Here is a 22,136-nt window from a genome sequence, read left to right as displayed (position 1 = left end):
TTTTGTTTCACTTCAAACTGCTTCTGCTTCTGCTTCTGCTTCTGCTTCTGCTTCTGCTTCTGCTTCTGCTTCTGCTTCTGCTTGGCTTCAGGCGCCAGCTTGTTGGGCCGGACGTAAACCCGAGAACAACATTGTCAGCAGCAGATAGAACGGCCGGGCCAGCAACCACAGCACCATGCTGACCAGCCGCCAGGCCGCGTGGACCAGCGTCGCCAGCAAGAAGCCCAGACTGCCGGAGATCACCGCAAGCAGCGTCAGCGGGGCGAGCACCACATTGGCGGCTATCGACAATGGATGCAGTTCTGTCAGCAAGCGGGCAATCGACTGACCGACCACGCGCCACAACCGAGCCACAATTTGCAAACGACCGCCGACAACGGTCGGGAAGACGCGGAATTTCACCAGCGCATCGCGGACCTGACGATAGACCCAGCGCAGCAGCACGAAGAACATGAGCAATTCAAGCGTGCAGGAAATTATCGCCAGAACCGAGCCAAAGCGAGCAACGCGGGAATGGAACTTCGCAACCAGACTTTCCTGACGCAATTCGATGCTGTCGTAGAAGGTTGGCACAATCAGCAGCGTCAGAATGGTCGAGGTAATCGTGCCACCGATAATCGCAATCGCCAGCGGTTGGTAGAACTCGCCACCTTCGCCCATGCCGATTGCCACTGGCATCATGCCGGCGATCAGCGCGAACGTGGTCATCAGAATCGGCCGTAGACGGGCACGACCGGCTTCCATCAGCGCTTCTTCCCGATCCAGACCTTCCGCTTCCTTCTTGCGAGCGCAATCCAGCAACAGAATCGCGTTCTTGGCTACCAAACCCATCAGCATGATTACGCCGATCAGCGACATCAGGTTGATGGTGTTCTGCGCGACGATCAGGCTGACGACAACGCCGATCAAGCTCAGCGGCAGGCTCAACATGATTGCCACCGGTGCCAGGAAGGAGCCGAACTGAATGACCAGAATCAGGTACATCAGCGCGACGCCCATCAGCAGCGCAATGCCCATCGCCGAAAACACTTCGTTCTGATCGCGGCCGGCACCGCCCAACTGGATACCGAAGCCATCCGGGAAGTTGATTTGTCTGGCCAGCTTCATCGCTTCGCCAATCACTTCACCTTGCGAACGGCCCTGAACGTTGGCTTGCACAGCCACCATGCGTTTGCCATCAAAGTGACGGATTTGCGACGGACCCTTGCCCATGGTGATGGTTGCGATATGTTCCAGCGGCAACACCGAGTTGCCGGCACCCGGCACCAGCGGCAAGCGCTCCAGATCCTGGGCACTGCGACGGTCATCCTGATGCAGGCGCACCTGCACGTCGCGAGTCTCACCGCTCGGGTCCACCCAGTCACCGACCTCCACACCGGCGAATGCCACGCGCAGTGCGTTGGCAGCATCGCTGATGGAAATACCGAGGCTATTGGCCAGACCGCGGTTCATTTCTATCTGCAGTTCCGGTTTTGGATCTTGTTCGCTGAGGCTGATATCGACCGCGCCCGGCACAGCACGCAACTGATCCATATAGGCGTTGGTGATCTCCATCAGCTTGCGCGAGTCCGGGCCGTAGAACTGAATATACACCGGCTTGCCGCCGCCGTTGGCGAGGTTGTCCTGCACCGCGTATTCGGCGCCAACCAAACGGTTCAGGCGTACACGCAAATCCGCAGCAATCTCGCGGGCATCGCGATCGCGCTTGCGCCGATCACCGATATCGATATACAGGTTGCCGCCGCTGGCGTTGACATAGCCATCAGTGGACTTGGTTTCCGGCATTTCTTCGGCAATGCGGCCGGCCTGAATCATTTTCAGACGTGCGTATTCGAGACTGGTGCCAGACGGCGTCCGCAAATTGACCGCGATCATGCCGAAGTCGGACGGCGGCATGAAGCTCATGCCACCCTTAGTGGCTTGCAGGCCAATGGCGCCAACCAAGGTGACAACAGCGATCATGCCCATTGCCCAGCGATGACCCAGTGCCCACTGAATGACTTTGCTGTAACGCTCGGCCTGATGATCAAACCAGTGGTTGAATCCTTGCAGCACTTTACTGATGCCGGTTTTCTTTTCTTTGTGATAGCCAACCGGGTCACCCCAGTACGCCGACATCATCGGGTCCAGCGAGAACGAGATGAACAGCGAGACCATCACCGAAGCTGCCACCGTCAGCGCGAACGGACGGAACCATTCGCCAGCAACACCCGGCATGAAGGCGACCGGAATAAACACGGCGATAATCGAGAACGTGGTCGCGGCAACGGCCAGACCGATTTCGCGGGTGCCTTCGCGGGCGGCGGTCAATTTGTCCTTGCCCATTTCCATGTGCCGGACAATATTTTCCCGCACCACAATCGCGTCATCGATCAGCACGCCGATGGCCAGCGACAAACCGAGCAACGTCATGAAGTTCAGCGTGAAGCCGCAAACCCAGACCGCGATGAACGCCGTTAGCACCGAGGTCGGCAAGGCCAGCGAGGTGATCAGAGTCGAGCGCCAGCTGTTCAGGAAAGCATAGACCACCAGAATGGTCAGGCCGGCACCAAGCACCAGCGCTTCGATGACGTTATCCAGACTGTTCTGGGCATCTTCGCCACCATCCTGGGTGATGTTCAGTTCAGTGCCGGCGGGCAAGGTCTTGCGAATTTCATCCAGTTTGGCCCGCACGTCCTTGGCCACCGACACGGCGCTGGCTTCACGGGCGCGGATCACGCTGATGCCGACATCCGGGCGACCGTTGTGGATCGAGTAGGAACCCGGCTCGGCATAGCCATCGGTCACTTCGGCCAAATCGCCCAAGCGCACCTGCTCATCGCCGCGGCGCTTGACCACAATCTGGTTGAATTCATCCGGGTTGATGATGCGACCAATCAGGCGAATGCTTTGCTCTTCCATCTCGCCTTTGATTTTGCCGACCGGCGCAGTCATGTTCTGGTTGCGCAGTGCCGCCAGCACTTCCGTGACCGAGACATTGTGCTCACGCAGTTTTTCACTGCGCAGCAGCACGCTCAGTTCGCGTTGCAGTGCGCCGTTGACGTTGACGATGGCAACGCCGTTGATGGCACGCAGTTCTTCGGCGATCTTGTCTTCCGCCAGCCGGGAAATTTCCAGGTGTGACTGGGTTGTCGAGCCGAGCGAAACCTCCAGCACCGGTTGCGTGCTCGGGTCGGCCTTGCGAATTTGCGGCTCGCGCATTTCGGTCGGCAGCTTGTAGCGCACGGCGGCGATGGCGTTGCGGACTTCTTCGGCCGCCTCGATCATGTTCTTGTCGAAGTTGAACCGAATCTGGAAGTTGCCGGAGCCTTCATTGGCGTTGGCGCGCAGCTCATAAACGCCGGAAATGCTCTGCATCTGCTTTTCGATGCGATCGATGATTTCCCGTTCGACGGTCTCCGGTGAGGCGCCCGGATATGGAATGTTGACGAACAGCATCGGCATTTCGACGTCGGGATTCTGGTTGACCCGCAACTTGCTCATCGCAAGCCAGCCCAGGAACATCAGAGCGATGGTGACGACGATGGTCACCGTCGGCCGTTTGATACTGAAATCGGACAAAAACATGACTTAGCCTCCCGCTTTGGCGACAGCGGTGGTTTCCAGTTCGACGGCGCCGCCGTCGCTCAGCGCACCTTGCGGGTGCCGCAGAATCTGATCGCCGGCGACCACGCCGGATTTCACTTCGAAGTCGCCGCGACGCTCGTCACGACCACCCAGCTGAATCGGCGTCTTGAGCAGTTTCTGGTCCTGTACTTTCCAGATGTACACCGTGTCGCCATCACGCACCAGCGCCGACTCCGGGACCATCAGCGTGCTGCGGCTGATCGTTTGTACGCGACCTTCAGCGAACAGACCGGCCACCATCGGGGTGCCGCTGCCCTGGATACGAACGCCGACTTCCACTTGCCGGGTGGCGCTGTTGGCCATCGGGCTGACGCGCTCGACGCTGCCGGCAAATTGTTGCTCGCCGTAACCGTTGACGCTGAACAGCACCGCATTGCCAACCTTGACCTGATTGACTTGCTCGGCGGCGATGAAACCTTCAAAGCGCAAGCTGGACGGGTCGATGACCTTCAGCAACGCTTTGCCAACCTGTGCGGTGTCGCCATTGGAGACGGCACGCTCACTGACGATGCCGGCGAACGGCGCCCGCACTTCGGTTTTTTCCATTTGCTGACGCGACTGCACGACGCGGGCGCGGGCAGCGGCCAGATCGCTCTGGGCATTGTTGCGGCGGATTTCCGCGTCTTCCAGATTCTGGGTTGAGACCGCACCCGACGACGACAGCGTCTTCAAACGCTCGAACTGGCGCTGGGCTTGATCAAACGCCTGCTGCGCTGCGCGCTCGGCTTCTTGCGACGAGGACAGATTCTCGCGCAGCGAGGTGTCATCGAGCCGGACCAGCAGATCACCTTTCTGGACCTTGTCGCCGTTGTTCTTGAATACCTGCAGCACGATGGCCGAGACCTCGGCCCGCAGATCGGCTTGCCGTTCCGGTTGCAGCGAGCCCGAGATGACCGGGCCGGTGGCGAATTCACCGGTGTCCACGGCCAGCAGGTCGGCGCGGTTCAGCAGCAGCGTTTGCGTGGGGGCAGCGTCGGCTGCCGCATCCGGGCCACCCGGTTGGCCGCAACCGGTCAGGCCGGCGGCCAGGCCAAGCACGACGCTGGCGGCAAGAACGGTGTGGCGCAGCTTGGCTGAGTGAAAGCGGCTGTGGCGCATCATGATGGTATCCCTTAAAAAAAAGAAAAAAGTGGCCCTATTTGGATGGCGCCATTGTCAACGTCCAGCCGTTGCCACGTTCGCGGCAAACGTATCTGATTGTTAACAAGGTGGACGCGGGGCGGGGCTTAAGTCAGCTGATACGTTCGAAGGCCCATTTTCCGCCACTTACCGCAAGTATGGTCCGCCAGCCACAGCGGCATTAGTGCCGGAAGTCATAGCCCGGCCGGGCTGACTGGCAATACCGGTAAAACCTTCATCCGGGCGGGGCCTTCCGCTATACTTCGCGACCGTTGCTCCGGGGTTGTCGGGGCGTTGGTTTTTGACGAGGTTGGGCATGAGTTTGCTGCGCCAGATGACCGTGATGGCAACGGTCGCAATGCTGACAGGTTTGACGGTAGCGACGGTTCAGGCGGCGACAGCCGACCAGACCGGCAAGAGCTGGCGCTCGGAAGCGTCCCAGCGGGAACGCACGGCGCCGGTCGGCAAGGTCTATGTCGAAGGCGACGATATTCCGAACCCGGCTCCGGCTGTGGTCGCCAGCAGCGGCCCGCGCACCGGCGAAGCCGTGTTCAACGGCGCTTGTGGCGCCTGCCATACCGCTGGCGTGGCCGGCGCGCCGAAGTACGGCGACAAGGAGGCCTGGGCGCCGCGGGTCAAACAGGGCGAAGCCGCGCTGTGGACCAGCCTGACCAACGGCAAGAACGCCATGCCGCCGAAAGGCATGTGCATGGACTGCTCGGAAGACGAGCTGAAAGCCGTGCTGGCCTACATGATCGCCCCGGTCAAATAAGCGGGCAGGTCGGTAGTAGAAGCAATCGGGGTGTAATAGAAAGGGCTGCGTAGCAGCCCTTTTTGCTGCCCGCCATTTGCCGAACCGCGCAAATCGACGTGCCGATAAGCCAAGCCCGGTGCTGGCGCCAGCCGGCTATTTTTCAGCGCTGGCGCGGCTTAGCGCCCAGCCCTGCTTCAGTCGTGGCGATCAGCCGGACCGATTTCCGGCAGTTCCGGTCGCTCGCCGGTGATCAGCCGGGCGCCGCGCTGAAAGGTCAGCCACTGCCAGCCCCAGTTCAGAAAGGCGCTGGTCCGGCTGCGAAAGCCGATGAGGCCGTAAATGTGCAGCGCCCACCAGAACAGCCAGGCAAAGAAGCCGCTTTGCTTCCAGCGGCCGATTTCGGCAATCGCCGAGGCCCGGCCGATGGTCGCCATCGAACCGAGATTGCGGTAGCGGAACGGGCTGCGGGCATTCGGCTCGCCGCGCAGTTCGGCCAGAATCTGGCGGGCGGCATGACGGCCAGACTGGCTGGCGCCCTGAGCCATGCCCGGGACTTCCTTGCCGGCGCTGAGCATCTTGGCGGTATCGCCAACGACAAACACTTCCGGATGGTCCGGCAGGCTCAAATCGGCCTGCACCTCGACCCGGCCGGCGCGGTCGCGGTTTGCGGCCAGGCTCTGGGTCAACGCCGAGGCCTGCACGCCAGCGGCCCACAACACCGTCCGGGCCGGTAGCCGCTCCCCGCTGGCCAGCGTGACCTCCTGATCGGTGACCTCGGTAACCCGTTCGTTGGTGCGCACTTCGACCCCGAGCTTTTCCAGCGCGCGCCGGGCATCGGCTGACAGTTGCGGATCAAAGGCGGCCAGCAGGCGCTCGCGGCCTTCGATGAGCAACACCCGCACTGACCGCGGATCGATGTGGCGAAAATCGTCTTTTAGTGTGTGCCGGCCAATTTCGGCCAGCGCGCCGGCCAGTTCAACGCCGGTCGGGCCACCGCCGATCACGACAAAACTCTGCCAGGCTTTTTGCGCAAGGGCATCGCGCTCCCGCTCGGCCGCTTCATAGGCCAGAAACACCCGTCGGCGGATATCAAGCGCGTCTTCAATGGTCTTCAAACCGGGTGCGACCGTCGCCCAGTGTTCGTTGCCGAAATAGGAATGGCTAGCGCCGCTCGCCACGATCAAATAATCGTAAGCCAGCGCGCCGTTATCGAGCTCGACCCGGCGCTGGGCCAGATCAATCCGGCGCGCTTCGGCGAGCAGAACCTGGGTGTTGCGCTGATCGCGCAAAATGGCGCGAATGGGATAGGCGACATCGCTGGGATTCAGCGCCGCCATCGCCACCTGATACAGCAACGGCTGAAACAGATGGTGGTTGCGCCGGTCGATCAAGGTCACCCGTGCTGGCGCATTGGCCAGCGCGCGCGCCGCCGACAAGCCAGCAAAACCGCCGCCGATTATCAGCACATGCGGCAGCGCGGTGGGCGCCGTTACGTTGCGCTCGTTGCTCACTGAGCTCATTTATTCACTCCTGCAACAACCGGTGCGGACGGTGCCGATCCTACGCCGTCGCTGCATGGCGCGCTAACACGGGCAGCGCATAAGCATTCAGTCGATTTGGCAGCGTCCGGCAAACCCCGTAAGCTCAGCGCTGCATGCGTTTGTGCGCACTAGGAGCCGCCATGAGCCCGGAAGAATTTCGTCACTACGGCCACCAATTGATCGACTGGCTGGCCGACCAGCGTCAGTACATTCAGGACGGTGTGCCGCCGGTGATGGCACCGGTCAGTCCCGGTGCGCTGCGCAGCAAGTTGCCGAGCACACCACCGCAACAAGCCGAACCGTTTTCGGCGCTGCTGAAAGATTTGAATGCGTTGGTGGCGCCGCACTGCTCGCATTTTTTGCATCCGTCATTCTTTGGCTATTTTCCTTCCAACGGCGAGCTCAGCAGCGTGCTCGCCGATCTCGCCTCGACCGGTCTCGGCCAACTCGGCTTGAACTGGCAATCCAGCCCGGCGCTAACCGAAGTCGAAGAAGTCGCCACCGACTGGCTGCGGCAATTGCTCGGTCTGTCCGAACACTGGCACGGCGTCATTCAAGACACCGCTTCAACCTCCACGCTCGTTGCCCTGCTCAGCGCGCGCGAACGCAGCAGTGATTACGGGGCGACATGCGGCGGTTTGCAGCAAGTGCACAAGCCGTTGGTGATTTACACCTCGGCGCAGGCACACAGCTCGGTGCACAAAGCGGTGTTGCTGGCCGGTTTTGGCAAACAGCACATGCGACTGATTGAAACCGATACCGATTACGCCATTCGACCGGCCGCCTTGGAGCGCGCGATACGTGCTGATCTCGAGCAAGGTTTGCAACCCTGCGCGATCATCGCCAGCGTCGGCACCACTGGAACCACCGCCATTGATCCGCTGGAACCGATCGCGGCCTTGGCCGAGCAATTCAACCTGTGGCTGCATGTTGACGCAGCCTTGGCCGGTTCGGCGATGATTCTGCCGGAATGTCGGCAGCTGTTTGCCGGTATCGAGCGTGCCGATTCGCTGGTGCTCAATCCGCACAAATGGCTCGGCGTCGCGTTTGATTGCTCCACTTATTACGTGCGCGATCCGCAACATCTCATTCGGGTCATGTCATCCAACCCGAGCTATCTGCAAACCGCTGCCGATGGCAGCGCCAAAAATTATCGCGATTGGGGCATTCCGCTCGGCCGCCGTTTCCGCGCACTCAAACTGTGGTTTTTATTGCGCGAGCAAGGCGTGGATGGGTTGCAGGCACGCCTGCGTCGTGATCTCGCCAATGCTCAGTGGCTCGCCGACCAAATCCGGCAAACCGAGGATTGGAAAATTTTGGCGCCAGTGCCCTTGCAGACATTGTGCGTGCGGCACGAACCTGCAGGCCTCAGCGGTGACGCGCTCGACCAGCACACGCTGGGCTGGGTCAATCGGATCAATGCTTCCGGGCGTGCCTATCTGACGCCATCGCAGCTTGATGGCCGCTGGATGGTACGGGTGTCGATCGGCGCGTTGCCGACCGAGCGGCAGCATGTGGAAGCGCTGTGGGCTTTGATGCTGAAGGAAGCGGTAAGTTGAGGGCGTAGGTTGGGCTTTGAAACCCAACCTACCGAGTTAACTATCACCGGATAAATCGTTTGGTCAAAAAATACCCAGCAGCAAATCCGCAGGCTGCAAGCGCGGCTCCGAATGCTCTGAGACCACTGGCTGAGCCAACATTGAAATGACCTATCAAGTATACATTCGCGGCAAGTAGCAGCATAAACGTCGACCACCTAAACCAAGGCCCCAATTGCGGTAAGAGTTGTCTATTGGGAATGAACACAACCCCACAACCAGATGTCGCTCCGAGAACGAAATGAAGGGCGAGATAAACAATAAGCAGCGTCTCTTCCATGGTTAGTTACACGCTCTGCGCCGGTTTGCCGGGGCCATTCCACCATACGGAGTAGTGATGAACGCATTCAACAAAGTGTTAAACATGCTGGATGCAACGTCCGCTTCCAGCAAACCCTTCTCCGCAGAAATTGCCACGCCCTCACATGCCAATAAGCTTCCCAAATCGGAGCCAAACTCGTCGTAGGGTGGCTCCGCGAAGCAAGCCACCGTTTTTCCCGTCGTGCGGTGCCAAATCCCGGTTCAGTTTATGGTGCGCGATGGCGGTTCATCACTACACTCCGAATCCTTCCTGCAAGCAAGCTCAACTCCGTTTCGGCAGCGGTCGGAATGGATGCGCCCAAGCCGCGAAGGCGCCGACGGCACGAGTCTGGATCCAGACTTTGCCTTTGCCGGAGAAGCGGCAGACCAGGCCTTCGCCGGAGAAGAACAGCGATTTGTAGCCGCCGACTTTGCTGATCTTGTAATCCAGCCCTTCGGTGAACGCGACGATATTGCCGGTGTCGACCACGTAGTCGCCGTCAACATCCAGATCGATGACGCCGCCATACGAGTTGAACCACAGATCGCCGGTGCCTTGGGCGCGGATCAGGAACAGGCTTTCGCCGGAGAAAAAGCCTTTGGTGAAACCCTGCCACTGGCTTTCGATGGTGACGCCCATGTCGGCGGCAACGAAGGCCGAGTTCTGCAGGTAAATCGTTTCGCCATTCAGATAAACGTGACGCAGGTCGCCGGGTGAGGGCGGCGCAATGCCGATTTCACCGGGCATGTTCGCTGCCGTGAATTCATTCATCACAATGGATTCACCGGTCAGGAAGCGGCCGAGGCCGCCACGCAGCTTCGACTTCATCTGGATATGGCTGTCCATGGTTGCCATCGCCGACGCTTCGACTTTCAGGGTCTTGTTGGCTGGCAGCTTGACCGTCAGGAAACTGAAATCGGGCCGGCCTTCGATGCGGAATTTGAAACCGGGCAGGGCGTCATCGCTGAATCCGGAATCGCGCGCCAGTTGTTGACTGCCACCGCCACCGTTTCCGCCACTTGCCACCTGCGTCGTGCTGTCGGCGCTTGTGCGCTCAGTATGTGCGGCGACCGAGCGGGCCACGGCGGCGCTGCTCATGACTGTGGTGGCGTTGGCGTTGCTGTCGTCGGTGCTGACCGCCATGCGTTTGACTTCACACTGGATGTCGGCGCGGCCAAGCGCGATGCGGTATTTCTCGGCGCCATCGGCGTCGAGGTTGGCTTTCAGCACCATCGGCGCGCGGGCAAAGCAGGCACGGGCTTTTTCTTCATCGGATTTGAACAGCTTGGCGAAGGCGGCAACGCGTTCGGCGCTGGCGTCCTGCGGCAACAGGATGACTTGATAATTCATCGTGGGCATTCCTTGTAAATTCGGGTGGCTGGCATTGCGACAGTGGCCGGTGCGTGGTCACGGCCTGTCGACTGACGCCATCGGTTACCGGCGTGGCCGCAGTTTCGGACCAAACGCTTTGCCAAACGCACTCGGGTTGTGCGACTGGCACCAGACCGTGCCGCGGCCCTTGAATTTGCAGACCAGCCCTTCACCACCCAGCATGGAATGAATCCAGCTCTTGCCGGCCTTGGTCAGGCTGAAGTCCAGCGTTTCGTTGAACGCAACGATGTGGCCGGTATCGACGATGTATTCGCCGTTGACCTGCACCGGATAAATCGCGCCGAAGCTGCTCAGCACCACTTTGCCTTTGCCTTTCAGGTTCAGCCAGAACACGCTTTCACCGGATAGCAGCGATTTGAAACCCTGCCAACCGAGATCGATTTCAATGCCGCTTTCGCAGGCGAGAAATGAACCCGACTGGACAATCAGGCTCTCGTTGTTCAGTTGATACTCCATCATGTCGCCGGCCAGCGTCGATCCGAGCCAGACTTCGCCATTGCCACTGCGCGGTTCAAAATGGTTCAGGAACAGCGATTCGCCGGACAGCAGCCGTTTCACCGCCTTCATGACACTGCCACTGCCCTTTTTGTGCGTGGTCGTGGTGATGTCCATATTGCCGCTCATCGCGATCATGGCGCCGGATTCGGCTGTGCAGCTTTCACCTTGCGCCAGCTGGATGCGCGCCGCCGTGTTGCCCGGTTGATGTGAAAATTCAATATGCATGACGCGCTTCCTTACGGCAATTTCGGGTTGAGCCAGCCAACGAGGCCGGAAATGCTGCGAGTTTGAATGATGATCTTGCCTTTGCCCTGCAGGCGGGTGACCAGACCTTCGCCGCCGAACAGGCTGGAGAAAATGCCGCCGGCCAGTTGCAGCTTCAATTGCATCTGCGGCTCGTAGCCAACCAGATGGCCGCTGTCGACGATGAATTCGCCATCGACCTCGCGCTCGAGCAATTCGCCGTAGGCGCCATACCAGACCTGACCGGTACCGGACACTTCCAGCTTGAACAAACCTTCACGGGCCAGCAGCGAGACAAAACCGGCCCAGCGCAGGCTGATCGTGACGCCCGGTGTGCAGGCCAGGAACGCACCCGGTTGCAAGCAAAAACTGTTGCCCTGCAAGTCGATGCAGCGCAGGGCGCCGGGCGTTGGTTGCACCACGGTAAGCGTGCGCGGCCCATTGGTGTTGTTGCTGAAGTGATTGATGAACAGGCTTTCCCCTCCGAGGTATTTGCGCAGCAGACCCTTGATGAAACCGCCGTTGAACTTGGCGTCCAGATCCAGATCAGCGGCCATGCTGGCCATCGCGTCCGGCTCGGTGATCAGTGTTTCGCCGGGCGCGAGCTCGACGTCCAGATAGGAAAAGGCAGCGCTGCCTTTCAGATCAATTTTCACAGCAGGGTCTCCAGAGCATGTCTTAAGTGACGAGTATTAAGTGACGAGTATTAAGTGACGAATATTAAGTGACGAATATTAAGTGGCGAGTATCAACGTGCGAGTTCGGTTTGGCTTTCGGTGGCAGCTGATTGGTTTTCCGATTCCGGATCAGCGTCGGGTTTGGCGTCATCGGCTTTGCTGACCAGTTCGGCAACACGGGCTTTCAAGGCTTGGAATGCATCTTCACGATTGGGGTCACGCGAATAGTGCCGGGCTGCCAAGGCTTTCAAGGCGCTGATGCGATCTTCGGTGGCCGGATGGGTGCCGAGCAGATTGGCAGTGGCCTTCAAGGCTTCGCGCGCATTCTCATCGGTGATTTCGGCCAGCCGCTTCTCTTCCAGCGCCTGCATTTTCTCAAAGAAGCTGACCAGACCGCCGATATCGCCGTGAATTTGCGTCATCAGCTTGGCGCCTTCGGCATCGGCTTCGGTTTCAAAATAGCGTGAATAGGATTGGCTCAGCAGCATCGGCGAGGCGCTGGCAACGACCGCCATGACGCCGCTGGCATCACCAATCAGCGCGGACACAATCAGGTAGATGCCACTGGAACTGATGATCTGGCGCACGCCATGCTGATGGCGAACATGGGACACCTCGTGCGCCAGCACGCCGAGCACTTCGTCGGCGTGGTCGGCGGCCAGAATCAGACCGGCGTTGAGCACCACGGTGCCGTCCGGCAGGGCAAAGGCATTGAGTTCGCTGTCGGTATTGATATGCAGCGTGAAGCTGTAGCGTTCGCTGTGCGCCGCCTGGATCAGGTCGCCGGTCAGTTGCGCCAGGGCGCGGTTGGCCTCGGCGTCATCGAGCAGGGTGTTGCTGAGTTTGTACTGGGCAAACACAGTCTCGCCGAGCTTGTGCTCCCAATCGGCCGGAATGCTCGGTGCGACCCAGGCGCTGGCGCGATCCAGATTGCTGACCAGCCACAATGGCAGCGCAACAAATAGCGTCAGCAGAAACGCAAAAATGCCCCAGCCAACCATGCGGGCGCCGCGCGCCTCATTGACCTGATCACGGGCCTCGGGGTGGCTGGCCAGATGCGGATTGGCCAGCACCGTGCGATCGCTGCTGTAGACCACCCAGTCGCGGATCTGCGGGTGCTCAAAAAACACCAGCCGGTTGCTGGCACCGCCGAGCTTGATGTGCAGGCCCTGCAACGGCAAGGTGACTTGAGCGTCGGGGCTTTGGAAGTGCACCGCAGTCGCCGTCACGGTCAGCTCGCCACTCAGCTTGGTCTCGCCGTGGTCAGGGCTGTATGCTTGGGCAGAATACGAAACGGCAGTCATCGACAGATCCCTGTTCCGGTGCGTGCCGGTCCTTGTTTTGGCGGGGCTCATACTAACGAGTTGCAGTGGGCGGCTCAAGCGAGCAGACATGCGCAGACGTGCCCAGAGTTAAACGGGATGATACCGAGCATTGGTTGAACGAGAACGCATGACAAAACGAATCTTGACCGGAATGTGCTGCGGAAGTCTGCTGATACTGACGGCCATGCCGGCAATTGCGGTTGACGCTACCAGTGTCTGTCATGGCAGCGCCGAACACGGCCGACTCGAGCGCGGTTGGCAGCTGCCCCGCTCTGGCGACAATTTTTCAGCGTACAGCGGTATCGGCGCGATGCTCGGCCGCAACTATGTGCACAGTCAGGTCTATGCGGTCGTGCTGGCCGCGTACGCCAGTCTGGCGAGTCAGCAGCCGACCATACAGTTCGTTTACGGAGAAACCGGCAAGCGTGAAGGCGGTGAATTTTCGCCGCATAAGACTCACCAGAACGGCTTGTCGGTTGATTTCATGGTGCCTGTGCGTGATGAAAAAGGCCGGTCAGTGCCACTGCCGACCGGTGTGTCCAATCAGTTCGGCTACAAAATCGAATTCAGCAAAGCTGGCAAGTACGAGGACCTGAGCATCGATTTTGACGCCATGGCCGAACATCTGCTGGCCATCAAGCAGGCGGCGGCCGAGCGTGGTGTTGGCATTCGCCGGGTCATTTTCGACAATGATCTGCAAGCGCTGCTGTTTCGCAGTGCGCGTGGCAAAGGGTTGGCGCAGCAGCTGCCATTTTCCAAGAAGAAACCTTGGGTCAGGCACGACGAGCACTACCATATCGACTTTGAACTGCCCTGTGCAAAATGACGGTGACCTGCTGATATGCATACGAGTGACGAGCAGATGAATCTATTGCAAACCACACGGCTGAGCATGCGCCGGATGACCGGCGCCGATGCCAGCTTTCTGGTGCAGTTGCTGAATCAGGATTCGTTTCTGCGTTTTATCGGCGACAAACAGGTTCGCAATGAGCTGGATGCGCTGCGCTATTTGCGTGATGGTCCGGATGCCATGTACGAGCGTTACGGTTTTTGTTTGCATCGGGTCGCGCTCAAAGACAGTGACCAACCGATTGGCATGTGCGGGCTGCTCAAGCGTGAGCAACTCGAGGGGCCCGATATCGGTTTTGCGTTTCTGACCGAGCACAACGGCAAGGGCTACGGCAGCGAAGCGGCGGCGGCAGTACTCGATTACGCATTCAGTACGCTGCAATTGCCGCGTGTCATCGCCATCGCCAATGCCGACAACGTCGCGTCGCACCGGTTGCTGACGAAAATCGGCATGCAGTATCAGGGACTGCGCTCGGTCTATCCGGGTGAGCCGGAGCTGGTCTGGTTTGCCAAGGACCGGGAAGTCACCACGTCGGCTTGACGCACAGCACCCGGAGACGTGGCAGCTTTCGACGCGCTGCAACATGTCGGCACCGGCGTCGCCGCCAAGAAAGTGTGCAAATGACCATAGGGCCGTAGCAGGATTCCGGCTATGCTCGGGCGTCCAGTTTCCCCCGCGTCGCTTTTACAAAAGAGCCTCACATTCTCGAAACCTCAATACGCCAACCGGAGAAAACCATGTCCTGGTGGAAATATTCTGTGCTTGCGCTGGCCATTGCCGGCACTGTCCACGCTGCCGAAGACGACAAGAAAAAATGGGATGTCAACAATCCTCCCGGCGAGAAAGTAACCGTCACGCTGGATACCCATACCGGTACCTGGATGAGCGTCGATGTCAGCCCGGACGGCAAACAAATTCTGTTTGATCTGCTCGGTGATCTGTATGTGATGCCGAGCAGTGGCGGTGACGCGAAAGCGCTGACCCATTCCATTGCCTGGGAAAATCAGGCGCGTTTTTCGCCGGATGGCAAACGCATCACTTTCATGAGTGATGCCGGTGGCGGCGACAACGTCTGGCTGATGAACGCCGATGGCAGCGACGCCAAAGCCGTGACCGATGAAGATTTCCGGCTGCTGAACAATCCGATCTGGCATCCCAATGGCGAATACATTGCCGCCCGCAAACATTACACCGGCACTCGTTCGCTGGGCTCTGGCGAAATCTGGCTGTATCACGCCAGCGGTGGCAAGGGCGTGCAGCTCAATGAAAAACCGAACTGGCAGAAAGATCTGGGTGAGCCGGCTTTTTCGCCGGATGGCAATTTCATTTATTACTCGCAGGACACCACGGCCGGCAAATCGTTCGAGTACAACAAGGACTCCAACAAGCAGATCTTCGAGATCTTCCGGATGGATTTGCGTGATGGCAGCGTCGAGCCGTTTGTCAGTGGCCCCGGTGGCTCGGTGCGACCGACACCGTCACCGGATGGCAAGTATCTGGCGTTTGTCCGCCGCGTCCGCAACCAAAGCACGCTGTTCCTGAAAGACCTGAGCGATGGCCGCGAATTTCCGGTCTGGGCCGGGCTCGAACGCGACATGCAGGAAGCCTGGTCGGTGCACGGTGTCTATCCGGCGTTTGATTGGACACCGGACAGCAAACAGATTGTAGTCTGGGCGCAGGGCAAGATCTGGCGCGTGGACTGGCAGCGCAAAACGGCCAGCGACATTCCGTTTGCCGTCAAGGACACGCGCGACGTGCGCAAAGCCGTGCGTTATGACACGCCGGTGGCGCCCGAGCGTTTCGATGTCAAGCAGCTGCGCTGGGTCAACGTCGCGCCGAAAGGCGACAAGGTGATCTATTCCGCGCTCGGCTACCTGTATACCAAAGATCTGCCAGCCGGCACCGCCAAGCGACTGACCAAGCAGACCGATCATTTCGAATATTTCCCGAGCTATTCCCGCGATGGCCGTGAAGTCGTGTTCGTCTCCTGGAACGACGCCGACATGGGCACCGTGCGCAAACTCGATTTGCGCTCCGGCAAGGAAACCGTGCTGGTCAAAGACGCTGGCAAGTACAGCGAACCCAAGTTTTCTCCGGACGGCAACACCGTGGTCTTCGTCAAATCCCGTGGCGGTTACCTGACCTCGCCGTGGCATGCGCTGGAGACTGGTGTTTACGCGGTCAGTGCCGATGGCAAAGGTGAGCCGCGCCGGATTACCGATGACGGCGCCGCGCCGCAATTTGGCAAAGACAATGATGCGGTCTACGTGACCCGTGCCGGCGTCAACAATGAAGTGGATTGGTACAGCAAGCTGGTCCGCATTGATTTGGCTGAACACGGTGCCGTCACCAAGGCGCGCGAAACTGAAGTGGCCAAGAGCGAATTTGCCACCGAGTTTGCGCTGTCACCGGACGGTCAGTGGCTGGCGTTCGTCGAGCGCTTCCACACCTATGTGACGCCGTTCCCGCAGACGGGCAAACCGCTCAGCATCGGGCCGAAAATGGATGCGCTGCCGGTCAAGCAGCTGGACGTCAATGCCGGCGAGTATCTGCATTGGTCCGGCGACAGCAGCAAGCTTCACTTTGCCTTGGGTGACGAGCTGTTTACCGGTGAATTGAAGAATGCGTTTGCTTTTGTTTCGGGTGCCAGCAAGGACTTGCCGAAGCCGGCGGAAAACGGCGTCAAGATCGGTTTCCAGCAGGCGGCCGACAAACCGACCGCGGTAACGGCGATTACCGGTGCCCGGCTGGTCACGATGAACGGCGATGAAGTGATCGAGAACGGCACCATCGTGATCGAGAACAACCGCATCAGCGCGATCGGCAAGACCGGTGAAGTTGCGGTGCCGGCCAAGGCGGTGCTCGTCGATGGCAAAGGCAAGACGGTGATTCCGGGTCTGGTCGATGTGCATTGGCACGGCGGCATGGGTGAAGACGAAATCATTCCGCAGCAAAGCTGGGTCGATTACGCCTCGCTGGCATTCGGGGTGACCACGATTCATGACCCGTCCAACGACAGCTCGGAAATTTTCACCCACAGTGAAATGCAAAGAGCCGGGCTGCTGGTGGCGCCGCGGATTTTCTCCACCGGCACCATCCTGTACGGCGCCAAGGCCAATTTCACGGCAGTGGTCAACAACGCCGATGACGCGCTGACCCATCTGAAACGGATGAAGGCCGCCGGCGCGATCAGCGTCAAGAGTTACAACCAGCCGCGCCGCGAACAGCGTCAGCAAATTCTTGATGCCGCGCGCCAGACCGGCATGATGGTGGTGCCGGAAGGTGGTTCGCTGTTCCAGACCAACATGAACATGATCATCGATGGCCACACCGGCGTTGAACACGCCATTCCGGTGGCGATTGCTTACGACGACGTCAAGCAGCTGTGGTCGCAAACCCAGGTTGGCTATACCCCGACGCTGAACGTCGGTTATGGCGGTCTGGATGGTGAGCATTACTGGTATGCGATGACGGAAGTCTGGAAGCATCCGATTCTGTCGAAGTTCGTCCCGGCGTCGGTGTTGCAACCGCGCAGCGTGCGCCGGGAAACCGCGCCGTTGGAAGATTTCAACATCATCCGGGTGGCCAAGACGGCGACGGAATTGTCGCGGGCCGGCGTTGCGGTCAATATCGGCGCGCACGGTCAGCGCGAAGGACTCGGCGCACACTGGGAAATGTGGATGTTCGGGCTCGGTGGCATGACGCCGATCGAAGCGATTCGTGCCGCCACGATCACGCCGGCACGGTACCTCGGCATGGCCAAGGACATTGGTTCGCTGGAAGCCGGCAAGCTCGCCGACCTGGTGATTCTGGATGGCGATGTGCTGGCTGATATCCGCCAGTCCGATCAGATCCATTCAGTGATGATCAACGGTCGTCTGTATGACCTGCCGAGCATGAACGAAGTCGGCGCCACGCCGAAACCGCGCAAGCCGTTCTTCTTCGAGAATAGCGACGGAGCCACGGTGCCGGTCACGGTGCGCGCCCACAGCGACGGTCACGGCCGCTGAGTCGGCCGCATTTGCTCGCACGCACGTCACCTGGAATGTCGATCGGAGTGTAGATCGGGGTGACGTGCGCTGTTCCATTTCGGTGTTGCCAATACAGCTGAATCGTGACCGGCGCGGACCGGGTGAAAAATCCACTCGCGCCGCGCCGCTGTGTTCGCCGATTCTTGCCTATACTCAGCTTCTCGGCCGTTGGAATTCCGGCCATGTCAGCGCCGCCGACCCTCCGTCAATCAGTACCACCGTTTCTGCTGGCTGCCCTCGCCGGGCTGGTCTTGCTGGTGCTGTTTGTCGTTGGCTGGCGTGAGCAGCTGCGCTTGGCGCAGGAACACGCCGAGCAAGTCATTCGCCAGCGTCAGGAAATCGCCAGCATCGTTGCCGATGCCATCGATTCGGATCTGCAACAGACCGCCCGTTCAGCCAACCGCTTCGCCACGGATCTGGAACGTTATCTGGACCGGCATGCCGGACGCGCCGACAACCAAATCGATCAGCGTTTTGCCCAGCAGTTCGCGCGCCAGAGCGATGGCGCTATCCGCTCGCGTCCCGAGCTGTTTGATGGCAGCCGTCATGCCGGTCTGGCGTTGCCCACTTTTCTGCAACCCGATGCCGGTCAGCGCGAACTCTTTGTGCTCAGCCAGGCCTTTATCGAAAGTTTTGGTCGGGGCGCCGAAGGCCAGCATTTTGTCGACAGCTGGCTGTTGGCTGCGCCGGGCGGCGAAGTCATTTTTTGGCCGGACCAGCCCCGTTTCATTTATGACGCGCCGGCCGATTTTGATTACCGCGACACCGAGTGGGTCACGCTGACCCGGCCGGATCGCAATCCGAACCGGCGCGTGTACTGGACCAAGCTGGCGTTCGATCCGGTGCCGCAAGTCTGGATGCTGTCGGCAGTGGCGCCGCTGTATTGGCGCGGACAATGGTCCGGCTCGGTCGGTCATGACGTGCCATTGGCAGCGCTGCTGGCGCGCACCGAATTGCTGCGCCAGCAGGCGGGCAGCCAGTTCATTCTGGTGACCGAGGAAGGCGTGGTCGCCGCCTCCGACGTCTATGCAGACGCCATCAAGGCCAGCCAGGGCACGCTGACCTTGCCGCAGTTGCCAGACCCGATTTGGCAGCGGGTGCTGAGCATGGCGTCGAACGCAGCGAGCGAGGCAAGCGCTGAGAACGCGGCATTGCGGCATCAGCGCATCGATATCGCCCAGCACGTGGCCTTTGTCTCGCGCATTCCGGAGCAGCGCTGGTTGCTGGTCAACCTGATTCCGCTGGCGCCGGTGCAGGCTCCGATCGAATCGTCGTTCACCAAGCTGCGATTGATCACCATGGCGACGCTGGTGCTGGTGTTGCTGATTGCTGCCGTGCTGCTGGCGTGGACGCGCCGGCGCGGCCAGCAGCACATCAGCAAGCTGCATGGCATGCAGCAGCAATTGGCGATCAGCGAGGCGCACTACCGCAATCTGGTCGCCAACATTCCCGGCATGGTCTACCGCTGCGCCAACGATGCCGACTGGACCATGGAGTTTGTCAGTTCGGCCGCGACCGAACTGACCGGCTATCCGGCCAGTGATTTTCTCGGCAACGGCGTGCGCAGCTACGCCAGCATCATCCACCCTGATGATCAGCAACTGGTGTTTGAACGGGTCCAGCAAGGCATAGCCAAAGAGCAGGCGTTTTCGATCGAATATCGCATTCAGCATCGCGATGGCAGCTGGCACTGCGTGTTAGAACATGGGCGCCCGGTCATCCACGACAACCAGCTGACGGCACTCGAAGGCATCATTCTCGACGTGACGCCACTCAAGCAGGCCGAAGCACAGCTGCGTGAACTGAACAGCTCGCTGGAACAGCAAGTCGATGCCCGCACCGCCGAGTTGCGCAGTGCGATCAAAGAACTGGAAAGTTTCAACTACGCGGTGTCGCATGATTTGCGCGCGCCGGTCCGCCATGTCGATGGCTATCTGTCACTGCTGCAGGAGGCGCTGGCTGCACAACCGGACGCGCAATGTCTGGATTTGATCACGCGCAGCCAACGGGCATTGAAACGGATGAATGAAATGATCAGCGGCCTGCTGTCGCTGGCCCAGCTCGGCCGCGAAAGCCTGCGCCGGCAAGCCGTTGACCTGCAGACAATGGTGCAGGAGATCATTCACGAGCTTCCGGAAGCGAGCCGGCAGCGGCTGCAGCTCGATATCGGCCCGCTGCCGACCGTCAATGCCGATCGCGTGCTGTTGCGCCAGGTGCTGCAAAACCTGATCGACAACGCGCTGAAATATTCCCAGCGCAATCCGCAATCCTTGCTGGCCATTCATGAGACGTCTGCTGACGCTGACGTTGAAAACGGCGCGGCCGAATGGGTCTTCGAAGTTGCCGACAACGGGGTCGGCTTTGACTCGCAACAGGCCACCGAGCTGTTCACGTTGTTTCACCGCTTGCACCCGGCCAGCGAGTTTCCCGGTACCGGCGTTGGCTTGGCGCTGTGCGCCAAAATCATCGCACTGCACGGTGGCCGCATCTGGGCGGAAAGCGCGCCGGGGCAGGGCGCCCGTTTCTTCTTTAGCTTGCCGCGCCAGTTGCCCTGATCGGCTACAAGGCTCGGCAGCACGAGCCGCCAGTACGAACCGGCAACAGTTGGCAATCGTCAGACAAGCCGGTAACGTGGCGGTCCAGGGACGAACCAGGAATCACCGACCATGACCATCAAGGATTTTCTGCTGAGTGTGCGGCGCTGGACGCTGCGCAGTGCGCTGTTGCTGGTCGTGCTGTTTGGCCTGTACACCTGGCTGGTGCTGAGCTGGAGTTACGCCGCCGGGGAGCGGGCCGGCTATGTGCAAAAGCTGTCACAGAAAGGCTGGATCTGCAAAACCTGGGAAGGCGAGCTGGCGATGATCAATGTGCCGGGCACGCTGACCGAGAAATTCGAGTTCACCGTTCGTGATGAGGCCGTCGTGGCCAAGATCAATGCCTCGATGGGCAAGCGCATCGCGCTGGTCTATGAACAGCATGTTGGCATTCCGACCAGTTGCTTCGGTGACACCGGCTACTTTGTGACGGATGTGCGGGAAGTGGTCGGTGACGCGCCGATGGGTTTGCCGCAGTAACGTGCGCGGTCAGCAAACAGAAAGCTGATGCCTCGGGTAAATATCATCTGATACTGCGAACCTGCGTTGCGGAATAACAATAGCAGGCGATTGACTCCCCTCCTTGTCAAGGAGGGGCCGGGGGTGGTTAAGCGCAGGCATTCGAGCTGTTTGCTAATTGAGGTTTCGCGCGTTGACGTCCGCAACCACCCCTAACCCCTCCTTGACAAGGAGGGGGATCAGCTTTGCTCATCTTTTAACAATTTTCCGTGCACCGAATCTACTTTGACCGCTACAACTGCAACAGTGACGACCACTGCTGATAGTCGACGCCAAACACCAGAAAATCCGGATTCAGCACGCTGTCGCGGGTGTTGTAGCGAAACGGCTGCAGATCGGTGCCGAGCAGGGCGCCACCGGCGCATTCCACCACGCACTGACCGGCCGCGGTATCCCATTCCGAAGTGGGCCCCATGCGCGGATACAAATCCGCTGCGCCTTCGGCCACCATGCAAATTTTCAGCGCGCTGCCGCGGTTGTCGAGCGTGTACGGCAGCTTGGCCAAAAGCGTGGCGATTTTTTCCAGACCGTGCCGACGACTGCCGAGTGCGCGCAGCGTCCGGCCGCTGTCAGGCGACCAGCTGACGCAGCGGATCGGCTCCAGTGCGCCGCCAGCCTGCTGCCGAAAGGCGACAGCGGCACCGTCGCCTTGGCGTTCACCGACATAGAGCAAATCCAGCGCCGGCGCATAGACCACGCCGAGCACCGGCACGTGGTTTTCGATCAGGGCGATATTGACCGTGAATTCATCATTGCGGGCAATGAATTCCTTGGTGCCATCGAGCGGATCAACCAACCAGTAGCGCGACCATTGCTGCCGTTCGGCGAACGCGATGTCGGCGTTCTCTTCCGACAGCACCGGCAAACCCGGATTTGCCAAATTGGCATCACGTAAACCAGCATCAATGATCCGATGCGCCGCCATGTCGGCTTGGGTCAGCGGCGAGCCATCGGACTTGATCTCCACCTCGGTTGCCATGTTGCGATAGACATGCATGATGGCGGCGCCGGCCTGACGAGCCAGCGTGACAATCTCTTGCGCTTGCGGTGACAACATTACCGTTTTC

At 59.9% G+C, this 22,136-nt stretch carries 15 protein-coding genes; 7 read left to right on the top strand and 8 right to left on the bottom strand.

Annotation, left to right across the window (positions count from 1 at the left end; all coding sequences use genetic code 11):
• Positions 1-87: 87 nt before the first annotated feature.
• Both HPT27_RS01555 and HPT27_RS01550 read right to left on the bottom strand, forming a co-directional pair.
• Positions 88-3,567, bottom strand: a complete 3,480-nt coding sequence (locus HPT27_RS01555; RefSeq protein ID WP_211197809.1) for an efflux RND transporter permease subunit — start codon at positions 3,565-3,567, stop codon at positions 88-90.
• A 3-nt stretch (positions 3,568-3,570) separates the two neighbouring features.
• The gene (locus tag HPT27_RS01550; RefSeq protein WP_211197808.1) at positions 3,571-4,728 is read right to left on the bottom strand and encodes an efflux RND transporter periplasmic adaptor subunit; all 1,158 of its coding nucleotides are present in this window, start codon (positions 4,726-4,728) and stop codon (positions 3,571-3,573) included.
• Positions 4,729-5,062: 334 nt separating this feature from the next.
• Here HPT27_RS01550 and HPT27_RS01545 point away from each other — a divergent pair, with 334 nt between their 5' ends.
• Positions 5,063-5,518, top strand: a complete 456-nt coding sequence (locus HPT27_RS01545) for a c-type cytochrome (protein WP_235950837.1) — start codon at positions 5,063-5,065, stop codon at positions 5,516-5,518.
• A gap of 176 nt (positions 5,519-5,694) precedes the next feature.
• On the opposite strand, the gene HPT27_RS01540 is transcribed toward HPT27_RS01545, so the two are convergent.
• Positions 5,695-7,020 (bottom strand): NAD(P)/FAD-dependent oxidoreductase, encoded by a 1,326-nt coding sequence (locus HPT27_RS01540; RefSeq protein ID WP_172237961.1) that lies wholly within the window; start codon positions 7,018-7,020, stop codon positions 5,695-5,697.
• Between the two features lie 161 nt (positions 7,021-7,181).
• Here HPT27_RS01540 and HPT27_RS01535 point away from each other — a divergent pair, with 161 nt between their 5' ends.
• On the top strand, positions 7,182-8,600 hold the full coding sequence (locus HPT27_RS01535; RefSeq protein ID WP_172237958.1) for a pyridoxal phosphate-dependent decarboxylase family protein: 1,419 nt from the start codon (positions 7,182-7,184) through the stop codon (positions 8,598-8,600).
• A 622-nt stretch (positions 8,601-9,222) separates the two neighbouring features.
• Here the strand turns inward: HPT27_RS01535 and HPT27_RS01530 are convergent.
• The 4 genes from HPT27_RS01530 to HPT27_RS01515 all read right to left on the bottom strand — a co-directional run bounded on the left by HPT27_RS01530 (position 9,223) and on the right by HPT27_RS01515 (position 13,054).
• Complete coding sequence (locus tag HPT27_RS01530; RefSeq protein ID WP_211197807.1) at positions 9,223-10,290, bottom strand: TIGR00266 family protein; 1,068 nt, start codon at positions 10,288-10,290, stop codon at positions 9,223-9,225.
• Between the two features lie 84 nt (positions 10,291-10,374).
• A complete protein-coding gene (locus tag HPT27_RS01525) occupies positions 10,375-11,055 on the bottom strand; it encodes a TIGR00266 family protein (protein ID WP_172237952.1) in 681 nt (226 codons plus the stop codon).
• 11 nt (positions 11,056-11,066) lie between these two features.
• Positions 11,067-11,729 (bottom strand): TIGR00266 family protein, encoded by a 663-nt coding sequence (locus HPT27_RS01520; protein ID WP_172237949.1) that lies wholly within the window; start codon positions 11,727-11,729, stop codon positions 11,067-11,069.
• Between the two features lie 92 nt (positions 11,730-11,821).
• Entirely contained in the window at positions 11,822-13,054 is a 1,233-nt protein-coding gene (locus HPT27_RS01515; protein ID WP_172237946.1) for a M48 family metallopeptidase, read from the bottom strand.
• 148 nt (positions 13,055-13,202) lie between these two features.
• On the opposite strand from HPT27_RS01515, the gene HPT27_RS01510 reads away from it, so the two are divergent.
• The 5 genes from HPT27_RS01510 to HPT27_RS01490 all read left to right on the top strand — a co-directional run bounded on the left by HPT27_RS01510 (position 13,203) and on the right by HPT27_RS01490 (position 21,030).
• A complete protein-coding gene (locus tag HPT27_RS01510) occupies positions 13,203-13,901 on the top strand; it encodes a penicillin-insensitive murein endopeptidase (protein ID WP_211197806.1) in 699 nt (232 codons plus the stop codon).
• 36 nt (positions 13,902-13,937) lie between these two features.
• Positions 13,938-14,465 carry a GNAT family N-acetyltransferase gene (locus tag HPT27_RS01505; RefSeq protein WP_172237943.1) on the top strand — a complete coding sequence of 176 codons (528 nt, stop codon included), beginning with the start codon at positions 13,938-13,940 and terminating at the stop codon, positions 14,463-14,465.
• A 197-nt stretch (positions 14,466-14,662) separates the two neighbouring features.
• Positions 14,663-17,935: an amidohydrolase family protein gene (locus HPT27_RS01500; protein ID WP_172237940.1), complete on the top strand. Its 3,273-nt coding sequence runs from the start codon at positions 14,663-14,665 to the stop codon at positions 17,933-17,935.
• Between the two features lie 203 nt (positions 17,936-18,138).
• Complete coding sequence (locus HPT27_RS01495; RefSeq protein WP_172237936.1) at positions 18,139-20,511, top strand: ATP-binding protein; 2,373 nt, start codon at positions 18,139-18,141, stop codon at positions 20,509-20,511.
• A gap of 111 nt (positions 20,512-20,622) precedes the next feature.
• The gene (locus HPT27_RS01490) at positions 20,623-21,030 is read left to right on the top strand and encodes a hypothetical protein (protein WP_211197805.1); all 408 of its coding nucleotides are present in this window, start codon (positions 20,623-20,625) and stop codon (positions 21,028-21,030) included.
• Positions 21,031-21,301: 271 nt separating this feature from the next.
• Here the strand turns inward: HPT27_RS01490 and cysQ are convergent, their stop codons facing one another.
• On the bottom strand, positions 21,302-22,126 hold the full coding sequence (cysQ, locus tag HPT27_RS01485) for a 3'(2'),5'-bisphosphate nucleotidase CysQ (protein ID WP_172237933.1): 825 nt from the start codon (positions 22,124-22,126) through the stop codon (positions 21,302-21,304).
• Between the last annotated feature and the right edge of the window lie 10 nt (positions 22,127-22,136).

Origin of the sequence: Permianibacter fluminis, from assembly GCF_013179735.1 — a bacterium.
Classification (GTDB): domain Bacteria; phylum Pseudomonadota; class Gammaproteobacteria; order Enterobacterales; family Permianibacteraceae; genus Permianibacter; species Permianibacter fluminis.
The sequence above is the reverse complement of the archived record's forward strand: the minus strand, read 5'-3'. Positions and strand labels throughout refer to the sequence as shown.